The sequence below is a fragment of the Pedobacter ginsenosidimutans genome, assembly GCF_001442625.1.
Taxonomy (GTDB): Bacteria; Bacteroidota; Bacteroidia; order Sphingobacteriales; family Sphingobacteriaceae; genus Pedobacter; species Pedobacter ginsenosidimutans.
Genome location: NZ_LMZQ01000009.1, coordinates 230532 through 242246 on the forward strand (window position 1 = coordinate 230532; position 11715 = coordinate 242246).

13 protein-coding genes are annotated in these 11715 nt (G+C 40.4%); 5 read left to right on the forward strand and 8 right to left on the reverse strand.

Annotation, left to right across the window (positions count from 1 at the left end; genetic code table 11):
* Window positions 1–8: 8 nt before the first annotated feature.
* The 4 genes from ASU31_RS14495 to ASU31_RS14510 form a co-directional block, all read right to left on the reverse strand.
* Window positions 9–1400 carry a TolC family protein gene (locus tag ASU31_RS14495; RefSeq protein ID WP_083505371.1) on the reverse strand — a complete coding sequence of 464 codons (1392 nt, stop codon included), beginning with the start codon at window positions 1398–1400 and terminating at the stop codon, window positions 9–11.
* Window positions 1401–1655: 255 nt separating this feature from the next.
* Window positions 1656–2075, reverse strand: coding sequence for an SRPBCC family protein (locus ASU31_RS14500; RefSeq protein WP_057933008.1), 420 nt, complete (start codon window positions 2073–2075; stop codon window positions 1656–1658).
* A gap of 253 nt (window positions 2076–2328) precedes the next feature.
* Window positions 2329–2847, reverse strand: a complete 519-nt coding sequence (locus tag ASU31_RS14505; protein ID WP_057933009.1) for a hypothetical protein — start codon at window positions 2845–2847, stop codon at window positions 2329–2331.
* Between the two features lie 538 nt (window positions 2848–3385).
* Window positions 3386–4480 carry an AI-2E family transporter gene (locus ASU31_RS14510; protein WP_057933010.1) on the reverse strand — a complete coding sequence of 365 codons (1095 nt, stop codon included), beginning with the start codon at window positions 4478–4480 and terminating at the stop codon, window positions 3386–3388.
* A gap of 182 nt (window positions 4481–4662) precedes the next feature.
* Here ASU31_RS14510 and ASU31_RS14515 point away from each other — a divergent pair, with 182 nt between their 5' ends.
* Entirely contained in the window at window positions 4663–5481 is an 819-nt protein-coding gene (locus tag ASU31_RS14515) for an alpha/beta hydrolase (RefSeq protein ID WP_057933011.1), read from the forward strand.
* A 6-nt stretch (window positions 5482–5487) separates the two neighbouring features.
* On the opposite strand, the gene ASU31_RS14520 is transcribed toward ASU31_RS14515, so the two are convergent.
* Window positions 5488–5865 carry a response regulator transcription factor gene (locus tag ASU31_RS14520; RefSeq protein WP_057933012.1) on the reverse strand — a complete coding sequence of 126 codons (378 nt, stop codon included), beginning with the start codon at window positions 5863–5865 and terminating at the stop codon, window positions 5488–5490.
* A 339-nt stretch (window positions 5866–6204) separates the two neighbouring features.
* Here ASU31_RS14520 and ASU31_RS14525 point away from each other — a divergent pair, with 339 nt between their 5' ends.
* Window positions 6205–6459 carry a hypothetical protein gene (locus tag ASU31_RS14525; protein ID WP_029279491.1) on the forward strand — a complete coding sequence of 85 codons (255 nt, stop codon included), beginning with the start codon at window positions 6205–6207 and terminating at the stop codon, window positions 6457–6459.
* A gap of 101 nt (window positions 6460–6560) precedes the next feature.
* Here ASU31_RS14525 and ASU31_RS27220 read toward each other — a convergent pair whose 3' ends face one another.
* Genes ASU31_RS27220 through ASU31_RS14535 form a run of 3 tightly spaced genes read right to left on the reverse strand, consistent with a single transcriptional unit; the run spans window position 6561 to window position 8532 of the window.
* Window positions 6561–6728 carry an N-acetyltransferase gene (locus tag ASU31_RS27220; RefSeq protein ID WP_209434992.1) on the reverse strand — a complete coding sequence of 56 codons (168 nt, stop codon included), beginning with the start codon at window positions 6726–6728 and terminating at the stop codon, window positions 6561–6563.
* A 38-nt stretch (window positions 6729–6766) separates the two neighbouring features.
* Window positions 6767–7660 carry a helix-turn-helix domain-containing protein gene (locus tag ASU31_RS14530; protein ID WP_057933013.1) on the reverse strand — a complete coding sequence of 298 codons (894 nt, stop codon included), beginning with the start codon at window positions 7658–7660 and terminating at the stop codon, window positions 6767–6769.
* A 53-nt stretch (window positions 7661–7713) separates the two neighbouring features.
* On the reverse strand, window positions 7714–8532 hold the full coding sequence (locus ASU31_RS14535; protein ID WP_057933014.1) for an SDR family NAD(P)-dependent oxidoreductase: 819 nt from the start codon (window positions 8530–8532) through the stop codon (window positions 7714–7716).
* Window positions 8533–8995: 463 nt separating this feature from the next.
* On the opposite strand from ASU31_RS14535, the gene ASU31_RS14540 reads away from it, so the two are divergent.
* The 3 genes from ASU31_RS14540 to ASU31_RS14550 form a co-directional block, all read left to right on the forward strand.
* Window positions 8996–9580: an RNA polymerase sigma factor gene (locus ASU31_RS14540; RefSeq protein WP_057933015.1), complete on the forward strand. Its 585-nt coding sequence runs from the start codon at window positions 8996–8998 to the stop codon at window positions 9578–9580.
* A 112-nt stretch (window positions 9581–9692) separates the two neighbouring features.
* The gene (locus tag ASU31_RS14545; protein ID WP_057933016.1) at window positions 9693–10694 is read left to right on the forward strand and encodes a FecR family protein; all 1002 of its coding nucleotides are present in this window, start codon (window positions 9693–9695) and stop codon (window positions 10692–10694) included.
* A gap of 141 nt (window positions 10695–10835) precedes the next feature.
* A partial coding sequence (locus ASU31_RS14550) for an STN domain-containing protein (protein WP_157258020.1) occupies window positions 10836–11715 on the forward strand: 880 nt, incomplete at its 3' end.

Genomic DNA, 11715 nt, shown 5'->3' on the forward strand with positions numbered 1-11715 from the left:
TAGCCAGATTAAAATTCGTTGATAAATATGTCGTAATTTCCGAGTGCTGCCGATTTTAACAGCAAGGCCTGCCAAACATTGGTAAAGGCAATATCCCGATCAGTTTCAGCTCTGTTTAGCGTAAACAGGGCCTGTGTAAGGTCTACCAACGTGGTGAGCCCGTTTTTGTAGAGCGTATTTTTCTGCAGATAAGCATCAGATGCTGCTTTTACCTGAATAGGTGCTTCTCTGTAATTGGCTAAAGCGTTGGTCAGTTTAGTTTCTGCAAGTGCCAACTGTGCTTTAAGTTGTTGATCAACAAGGTTGTATTCTTCTTTTAAACCCTGGCTAATGTATTCCTGTGCACGTACCTGCGGCCGGTTTTTTAGTAAGGTTGACAGGTTCCAGGTCATTCCTATGCCAATCAAATAGTTTCCGCGGGTAGGGTTTATACCATCAGTATAACTGGTTGAATAAGCAGCCTGATCTAAGGCATAACCTGGACTAAAACCCGAACCACGGCCTTGCATTACACCGAATAAACTAAACGTAGGGTAGTATAATTTTTTGAAATAATTAACCTGTTGCTGGCTAACATCTACCCGGTTTTGGTAAAATTTTAACAGCGGATGTGAGCTTTTGATTGTTGTATCTTCGAGCAGATTGCCAGGGATACGCGTAATTGAGGCAGTATCTAATTCGTATGAGGTTGCGGTTAATCCCATTAACACGCCCAAACGGTTGGCCTGTTCCTGCTCCAGATCTTTAGCTTTTGTTAAAGCAATTTTGGCATTGGAAACTTCGGCTTTTGCGAAAGAAGAATCGACTCCTGCAATTAATCCATTTTTAGCCCTGATTACGGCCGTATTTTTAAAGGTAACAGCGCGATCGAGATTTTTCTGTTGCGATTTGCTTAACCTTTGTGCAGCCAGCAAATTTAAATATGCCGCAGAAACACGGATTTCCTGCTGGAATTTTTCTTGTTCCAGATCATTTTTGTCTCTTTGGTAAGCAGCATCGGCAATTTTAATGCGTTCTCTGATTTTTCCAAAAGTGAAGAAATCCCAGTTTACATTGGCCAGATAAAGCCCACCGAATGCGGCATTCCAGTTTTGTTTGTCTAGAGCAGGACCAGATGAGGCTGTTCCCAAACCACCAAGTCCATATTGCGGTCCGTTTTGGCCGTTAATGGTACCATAATCTTGTTGGGCACTTAAACTGAAGTTCGGTAGATACTCTCTTTTGGCCTGTTGGATAGATGATTTTGATGCATTGGCATAATTATCTTTGGCCTTAATGGTGCCATAATTGTTTAATGCAGTGTTAACAGCTTGTTTAAGGCTAAGCGTTTGTGCACTTACGCCGATGGATAGACTGATAAATAATAATAACGAAAAATAAAATAAAGATATACGAGACATAGTGTATAATTTACACGGCAAATGTAAATTATGATCGCAATATCCAAGTATTCGGTTCAAATCAAAAATTATGCGAATCAAATAATAATCGAATTGTTACTTAAGGCGTAAAAAGGGACAGTTTCTGCCGCTAGAAATAAGAAGAGGCTGTATCATAACAGTTAAATTGTCATCCTGTCCAAAGGACTCCTCCGGAGAGCCTGTCGAAGGACGGATGGAATTTCAAATATGATACAGCCTGTTTATAACAAGGTATTATGATTCCTCTGTATAACTTTTAAAATTATCCAGGATGGCCTGCCAGCCACCTCGTTGCATTTCGATCGGATTGGTAGATTCGGCATCGAAAGTTTCGGTTACCCTGGTTTGTTCGCTCAGTGCATCAAAAATAATGCTTACTGTTCTGCCGTCTTCCATGGTGTATTCGATTTTTTTATGCTGATCAACAGTGGTATAGGTTCCGCCGAAATCAAAACTCATGCTGCCATCTTTTGCCGCCATAGTGCTTTTAAATTTACCACCAACCTTTAAATCGTTTTCTGAATAAGGGGTATGCCAATCTGGTGAGGCAAAGGCCCATTTAGTAATGTGATCCGGATTATTCCAAAATTCCCAAACTTTTTCTACAGGTGCATTTACTGTCGTTTCTACGGTGATTGATGTTTTATTTTCCATGTTTTAAGGTGTTTAATTTTTTAATAAAGTTATAGGAACTTTAACAACTCAAAAAGAGTAAATGCGACAAAATAAGGGGTAGTATGCCACTGTTGTTTAGTTAAGCTTTATAATTAAAGATGGTTAATCACAGATAAAAAGAATGCACACAGGTAATTAATTAAAATTACCTGTGTGCATCTCCATACAACCAATTAAGCCGAATGACTAAAAAATTAGCGAATATTTTTGTTATTTAACCCGGGGTTGAATGCTAGTGCAGTTCTGTATAAATAAAGGTAACTGTGTCTCTAGATATTAAGCCGCTCATATTTCCGCCCGTGTAAACTGCTTTATAGCTCGATCCTTTTTTCAGGTCGTAGGCTTTAAGTAAATCGGCATTTGCAACCAGACTATCACCTGGGTTTACCTTCGAATAACTCGATGCAGGCGGCGGCATTACTCTTTTGGCCATTGCGCCTTTGTACTGTGCTTCTTCTCCTTTTTCGTTGGTAATGCTTAAATAACTGCTCATTAAAGGCTCGAAAGGTGTATGCCAGATACAGAAAGTTTTTACACTATTAGTATTGTTGTACACTACAAACCTTAGCAACAGTGGGTCGCCGGCAGCTACATTGCCATTTATTTTCATTTTAACCTCGAGCGAATCGGTCTTATTAGCATTAGTTTGAGGTATGCTTTCGCTTTTACTGTTTGCCGTGTTTCTGGTGGCCTCGCTGCAGGCAGAAAACAATACTAAAAGCGCTGGGATGATTAATTTGATGTTTTTCATGAGGATTTTGTTTATATAAGCAAATGAAAATTGATATTATTTAATTAAACTAAATCGATTTTCTATGTACAGAGCAAATATATAACAACTTATTTGCAGATCAGAAATCTGTTTTGCGAGATAGCAAATACAAAGGCGATAAAATCGCTACTCTCATCCATCCCCGTTACAAACGGGGACGATATATTGATAAACGCTTGTTTTAAAGAATCTTAATTAGTGTTTACTAAAAAGTAAACAATGCGACAGGCATAACCTGTTGATTTTGAGTTGTGCTGATCGCTGATCCGTACACTTAATTTATGCGTTCCGTTAGTCAGTTGATCGCCGAATAGCAGGTCGTGCTCACTCCATCCGATAGCTATCGGATCTAGGTGGCTCGTTTGGTGGTACTATTTTTGGCTGGGTGCTTACCTGCATCAGCCTTTGTTTCTAAACCCGGTAGCAGCGGTTCCGATTTTATTGGAATTAGCGGATAACGGGGCTACTGCTCCCGAAGAATTACTGAATGTCCGTTTTCAAATAAATAAAAGGAATATTAATTATCAGTAACCAGTTTTTTCTTCCTTCTAAACCTTTTCACCTGCCCCATATGTTCAGTTGGGATATTATCGCCCAGCAATTTCCCCCAGGGTTTAAGTCCATCAATCCGATCAAAAATGATTTTCATTACTGCAATAAATGGAATGGAAAGAAACATGCCGGGTATACCCCAAAGTGCGGCACCCATTAATACAATTACAATAGAAATCAGGGCATTGATCTGTACCTTGCTCGACACAATGCGCGGTACAAGGATATTGTTATCGATAAACTGGATCAGAGCATAAGCACCTATAATTAATAACTGGGTGGTAAAACCATCCATGGTTAAAGTTGCCATTAATACGGGCAAGGCTATGGCAATAATACCGCCGATATAGGGCAGCAGGTTCAGTATTGCCCCTATAACACCAATTAAAATGGCATTTTGTACACCGAGGATCAGCAGGGCCGCAGAATTCATTACCGCAACAATTGAAGTTTCGATCAATAAACCGATGATATAACTTTGTATTGCTGCTTTCGTTTCGCCTAAAATCTCAGCAACTTTTTGTTTGTTCTCCTCTGAAAATACTTCATAAATAAAATTAAGGATCAATGTTTTGTAGAGCAAGATCAGAAAGGTATAAACAGGGATCAAAAAAACGACACTGAGCACGCCCATTAAGCCACTTAAGGTTTGGCCGATTAAAGCTTTACTTCCATTTGCAGCATCGTTAACCATTTGCATCTGTTTTTGCGAGGAGATACCGAAGGTAGTTTGCAGCCAGGTTCTGATTTCTTCTAAGAGTTGCGATAATTTGTGTTTAATGCTTTCCAGATCGTCGAAAAAGTGGGCAACCTGCGAGGATAGGAAATAGAGTATGGCAATTACGACCACAATACCGATAATCATAGCGAGCATAATGCTTAGTATTTTAGGCATTTTTCTTTCAAAACGATTGGTAAGTGGGTTAAGTAATATCGCAATTAGCGCAGCGAAAGCAAGTGGCACAAGAATGTCTCTCAGCACACTCATCATAAATACTGTAATTACTAATCCTAAAAGAATTACAGGAGCTTTGATGTAAAATGGGTAGGTTTTAAGCATTTTTAGATGGGTTTACCGTTCAACAACCAAAAGGTAATAAAATTGTTTTAAAGTTTTTAGCTGTTTAAGGAATAGATGAGCAGGCATAATTATTTTTTGGTTTCAATCCGCAGAAATAGCAAACAATATCCAGTTATTTTATAAATTTAGCACCGTATCATAATAATAATTAAAAACTACCCATGAAAAATAGCTTTTTAATAGCCATCTGTTTGTTTTTGTTTAGCCATGTTTTGATCGCTGCGGAAGTAGATACCGCCTTAACCTTTAGCAAATCGATGAACAAAAATATAAAGGCAGTGGTAATTAAACCCGATAGCTATAAAACTGGAAAAAATTTTCCGGTGGTTTACCTGCTCCATGGTGCTGGTGGTAACTATGCTGAATGGGCTAAAAAAGTGCCAGGGATTAAAAACCTGGCTGATCAGTACCAGTTTATTATTGTGTGCCCTGATGGTAATGTAACCAGTTGGTATTTCGACAGTCCGGTAGATCCCGAATGGAAATATGAAACCTATGTGGCTAAGGAGTTGGTTAGCTATATTGATGAACATTATAAAACCATTGCTGAAAAAAAAGGCAGGGCCATTACCGGTTTGAGTATGGGTGGGCATGGTGCACTATACCTGGCCATTAAACATCAGGATGTTTATGGTGCCGTAGGCAGCATGAGTGGTGGTGTAGATATTAAACCTTTTCCAAATGGGTGGAATATCTCGAAAAGATTAGGCGCGCAGGATGAATTTCCTGAACGGTGGAAACAGAACACCGTGATTGATATGATTTACCGCATTAAACCCGGATCGCTAGCTATTGCGATTGAATGTGGTACTGAAGATTTTTTCTATAAAATGAATGTACGTTTACATGATGAGCTCTTGTATAACAACATTCCTCACGATTTTACCACCAGGCCCGGTGTACACAACTGGGATTATTGGGCCAATGCGATTAAGTTTCAGAGCGTTTTCTTAAGCAATTATTTTAACGCAAAACCTTAATGTAGTTTAAGCAGCAAGCTGTGCACTTACTTTATTAATGAGGTTGTCGATATCGAATGGTTTAGCGATGAAATCATTAGGGCAACAAATAATGCCTTGTATATCGCTTAAGTTATGACTGGCCGAAATCATGATTACAGGAATATGCAGAGTTAACTGGTTTGCTTTGAGTAGATTACAAAGATTTCGCCCATCAAGGGCACCTAACATCACATCCAGCAAAATTAAATCGGGTTTAAATTCGCTAATCCGCTGGTTAAAATAACTTGCGTCCATAAGTCCACTTACCTGATAGCCTTCCAGTCTTAAAATTAATTCTATAACCTCCAGTATTTCCTGATTATCATCAACCACTAATATCTTTTTCATTTTCTCGTTCTCCATCAGGTTATTATGGTATATTTAACATGTTGTAAATAAATAACTTATGATTGATTAACAAAGGCAGGACTAAAAGGTTTCGATCTATTTTGACGAAAGCACAACGGCTAGTTTTAAAGGTGTCTGTAATTAAACGGGAAAAAATATAGGCAGACTCGTAATCATGCTAATCGTGATAAAATTAAAATGTAGCGATAGTAATGGAGCTTGCATTTAAATTAATACATCATTTTAAGTAAAAAATTAACTTTTAGATTACATACAAACTAAAGACTTACCATATTTTTGACCGTTCTCGAAATCTTATTTATAAAACAGGAAACGAAGATTTAAAAGCCAAAAATGAAATACTTAGTCAAAGAAATCAGTGACGGAAACTGCGATATTACGTTATTGCCGGAAAACCTGAATGATAGAAATCTTTTAGCCGAAACAACGAAAAACCTTCAGCACGATTATCAAGAAGCTATCCAATCGCATTATGAACATGCATTGAAAAATGAAGTTCATGGTAATGCGGCATTTGTTTCCTTAAACAACGAGGAAAGCAATTATCCGAAAAGAGTAAATGTAAATTACCAGATTATCCTAAGTTAAGCGGAGATTCTTCTGGCAAAGGCTTTCTTTATGGTAAAGAAAGCCTTTTTTGTTTTTAGCATTCTTTGATCCAAATGCAATAAAATAAAAAAGCTGTTGATTTATTGTGCTTTTCTCAACATGGGCCTTAAAATAGGTGAATTACCAGATTGAATTTCGCCGATAACCTCAAAACCATGACGCTGATATAGCGAGATGTTTTTAGGATTTGAAGATTCGGGATATGCAATGAGTCCATCACGATCAACGGCTTTAAGTGCTTCTGTCATCAGCGCAGAGCCTATTCAATCGGTCAAAAATAACGCGCTTAATTTAAAGATTGATCTCTAAAATAATTAGGCGAAACTCCGGCTTCTTTTTTAAATAGTCTGGAAAAGTACGTAGGGTTCTCAAAGCCCAGTGAGTGAGAAATCTCCGCAATATTCATCTTTCCCTCCTTTAATAAGTTCTTTGCTTCGTTAATGATATAAAGATGGATAAGTTCAAGGGCAGTTTTTCCTGTTTCCTGTTTAAGCACATCGCTCAGGTACCGGGATGAAAAATTTAATCTTTCTGCCATGAAAGTCACTGTGGGAAGGCCCGATTCCTGGGTCTTTTTTGTTTCGAAATAAGATTGAAGCAGCTCATGAAATTTAGTCGTTACGGTTCCTGTTAATTCGGCACGGTTAGTAAATTGCCGTTTGTAAAAACGTTGTGCGTACTTCAGTAGTGTATCCAAATGGCTAAGTAAGATCGTTTTGGTAAAGTCGTCAGTATTATTGCGGTATTCTTTATCCATTGTGGTGACCAGGTTCCAGATCATTGCCTCCTCGCTGGGCGACAAGTACAAAGCCTCATTGGTCTCATAGTCGAAATAGCCATATTTTTTAATTTCATGATGCAGCGCAGTACCCGCCAGGAAATCTTCATGGATCAATATCAGAAAACATTCATCTCTTAACTTGATATTTTTAAAAGTTACCGTCTGCTGGGGTTTAATGAACAATAACTTGCCCCGGTCATGGTCGAACTTTGTTCTGCCATGCTTAATGTCCCCCGATTCCAGTTGCTGGAAAGAAACGATGTAAAAATTGGCAGAGAATTCTATATTGTCACCTCCACACTCGTCTTTGTTCCCGAAGGAAATGCTAAACAGCGGATGCTCAGGTGCTTTTATGCCGATGGCGTTACTGAAACTGCTTATTTTATCGAAGTGATTCATATACTTTTAAAAGAAAAACAGTACCTGTATAAACAGATACTGCTAATATAACATTAATTTCCCTGGGCAGCAGCAGACACGTCCTGCCATTCTTCCCAGGTTTGCATCCGTTGGCCATAAACATGTTTTATCCACTGGATACCAACCCTGCCCAAGATCAGTCTTAACGGAGGATTTTCCGCGTCAACCAATTTCAGTACGGCCGCCGCAGTTGCCTCAGGCACTCCCCAGTCTTCTGCTTTGTTGCCAGCAGCAAGTTTATCTCTTACTTCATCATAAAAAGCCAATGATTTGCTTTGCATCCCGGAGGTAGTAGCAAAATCGGTCATGAAACCGTTTGGTTCCAGTATGCTAACCTTGATACCGAAACCACTAACTTCAGCAGCCAGGGCCTCACTAATACCTTCAACAGCAAACTTTGAAGCACTGTATAGTCCCAAAGTAGGAAAAGCGAGCAGGCCCAAGGCGCTTGACACCTGAATGATATGACCTGATTTTTGTTCGCGCATAACCGGGATAACTGCTTGGGTTACCCATAGTAAACCATAAACATTGGTATCAAATTGTGTACGTATTTCCTGCTCTTCTAACTCTTCTATGGCCCCGGTATGACCATAGCCAGCGTTATTAATGAGTACGTCGATGGTGCCAAAATGTTCTTTAGCTTTTGCGACAGCTTCAAAGCATGCAGCCTTATCGGTAACATCGAGCGTCAAAGCCAGCAATGTTGAAGCATATTCTTTTGAAAGTTCAGTTAAAGCTTGCGGGTTTCTTACTGCAACCACCACCTGATCGCCCCGTTTCAAAAATGCTTCTGCCCATATGCGGCCGAGGCCTCGGGATGCCCCGGTTATAAAAATTGTCTTTGCCATTGTTATCTGTTTAATATTGATATAAAATTCATTGACAAAGTTCAGCTAAATAAGTGTCGGCAAGTGATACAAAAGTGGGTAATTATAGAACGATTTTACGTAATTTGAAGTGAATCGCGTTCATCATTCACAATATAACAGGTTAGTTTAATCGATATAATAAATATAGAAGTATTGGTATCCTTCAATTTATAGATTAACAGATTATCGCAATTGTATCAATAATTTAACAGCCGGGTTGACCCAATCAGGGGGAACTTAATAGAACAAAATGGCACTGGACGCAGCAATAGTGAAGGCCAGCTTGATGCACACAAATAAACAAATCTGTCTGTTCCGACCAGCACTGAAATCAAAATGTAAAAAAGGTATAGATAAACCTGATTTGACACCGAAATTTTTAATTTTGATAGCAACGTTAAGCTGTTATGTTTTTAATTTAAATCTACTAATTTTGTAGACCATGCGTGTTGTCAAAGATTCAGAGGAAGAGTTGTTGCTAAAGCTTAAAACAGGAAGTGAAGAAGCATTTTCCTTTATCTATCAATTGCATGTAAATCGTATTTACAGTTTTTCTTTAAAGATCCTTAAATCTCCAGTGCTTGCCGAAGACCTCACACAGGAAGTTTTTGTCAGGTTATGGGAAAATTCTGCTCATCTGGATACCGAATTATCACTTCAGGGCTATCTATTTACCATAGCCAGGAATTTATCGCTCAACGTAATCCGTAAAGCAGCCAGAGAGACCATAATTACCGATGAGATCGCAAGGCATGCCTTTGATAAGTGTGAAGATGGCCTGGCCTATAGCGAGCACATGCAAACAAAAGCATTTATCTCGCGGGCAATTGAACTGCTGCCTTCACAGCGCAGAAAAATCTATGAACTATGCCATGGGCAGGGGTATTCTTATAAACAGGCTGCCGAGGAACTCGGGCTAAAGGATGCGACAATCAACAGTCAGATGGTCAAGGCCATCCGTTCGATCAAACAATACCTCATTCGCAACGGTGCACTCGTAGTGTTGCTTATTGTTCGGCCGTTTTAACAATCAGAGATTTTTCTTTTTTGCAGCCCTTTACCCCAGAAATAAAAAATATTTTTTCCCTGAGTAAATGTAGGGTGGCTCCAAAGTGTTATACTATTAAACACCGTCTATCTTGGAACAAGCAATTAAACAACTTTTCTTAAAATATATCAAGGATCAGGCATCTAAGGAAGAAATTTCCCAAGTGCTCTCATTAATACAAAGTGGGGGGCATGAGCAGGAGTGGAACGAGGCGTTATTAGCATTCCAGGCCGATTTTCTGCAGGGAAATCAACAGGATGCCCCTATGGATGAACAACTGCTTTATCAAAAAATCAAGGCCCGCACCGTTTTAAGGCCGCAAGGTAAATCCTTTAGCTGGATCGGTTATGCCGCATCTATACTTTTAGTCTGTACGGTTGCCTATTTCGCGCTCCGGCCTGCATCCCGGCCAGTCGTTTTTGCGGAAAAAACGCCGATGAAACCAATAGTAGAGAAGAGCAGCGGGCACAGATGGATCAAACTTGAAGACGGGACTTCCGTTCAGCTCAATACAGGCAGCCGTTTAGAATATGCTGGGAGCTTCAAAGGCAAAAAGAAACGCGAGGTATCACTTGTTGGAGAGGCCTTTTTTGATGTGGCACATGATGCTGCCCATCCCTTTGTAATCCACACGGGCGAGCTTAGCACCACCGTGCTGGGCACCGCTTTTAACATTTCAGCATATCCGGGACAAAAAGCTGTAACGGTGACGGTAATCAGGGGGAAGGTGATGGTGCAAAAAAAGGGTGAGACCCTGGCGGTGCTGACCCCTAATGAGCAGTTGAGCTGGCAGGGCGGCCAGGTGAGCTCACTCAAACATACAGTAAACGCTGAGCAGACCATATCCTGGAAGTCGGGAGATCTGATTATGGACGACGTTACCCTTGCTCAGGCCGCAGCACTCATTGCTAAACGTTATGGCGTTGAGGTTTCCTTTAAAAATGAAAAGGTGAAAAAGTGCCGCTTTACCGCTGCCTTTTTAGACCGGAACGAAATCGGCCAGGTAACTGAAGTATTAGCCGATATTACCGGGGCATCCTTTCAGTTCAAAGCGGGTAAGCTTTTGATCGACGGGCCCGGATGTGAAAATTAATGACCAATCAAAAACAAACTAAATTTAATGAAGAAAAAAATATCGCCCACATGATATAGCAGAAGAATTAAGTAAACCCCGGCGGCCACCGGGGCTTACAACAGTTTTAAATTATATATCGAACAACCTAAAACCAATGCAATGTATTATAAAAATACACCTTTTGCAAGTCAGCCCCCGTTGACTTATCACTATACTATTACCCAAAAACTAAGATTTTTCATGAAAGTAAATGCGATCTTATTGGTTATCTCTCTCTTTGCCATGGGCAGCCTCTATGCCACCAACAGCTCGGCGCAGGGCCTGCAGGAAACCAATGTTTCACTAGGGTTTTCCGGTGGCAGCCTTCAGCAGGCCTTTGCAAAGATCGAGCGCGAAACCGATTTTCGCTTTGCGTATAAAAAACAGGTGCTTTCAGGGATAACAGCACCTGTTCTCACCTTGAAAAGGCGGAGCTTAAAACAGACCCTCGACGAGCTTTTAAAAGGCACGGGCCTTGATTATAAACTGCTCAACAACAGTATTATCATATTCAAGTCTTTGGCGCCCACCACTGAGACCAGCACCAACTTTGAGGAGGTCACGGGAGTGGTCAGAGATGAAAGTGGTGCTGCTCTTCCAGGGGTTTCGGTTAAAGTAAAGGGAAAAACTGCCGCAACGATAACCGATGTTAACGGGACCTTTAAAATCCAGGCTTCTCCCGACGATATTCTTATTTTTAGCTACGTTGGCTATTCTGCTGCCGAAAGACCGGTACAGATGGGCAAATCTATAGACATCAGCTTATCGCCGCAGGCCGGAACCCTTGATGCGGTTGTGGTGGTTGGATATGGGACCACAACCAAACGGACCAATACGGGATCAGCAACCACAGTGAGTGCCAAACAGATCGGAAACCAGCCTGTAGCAGATCCCCTGGCAGCCCTGCAAGGCCGGGTTGCAGGATTGGATATCTCTTCGGTAACAGGTTACCCAGGTTCAGGATATAACGTGCGCCTTCGCGGACAGAATTCGATTACTT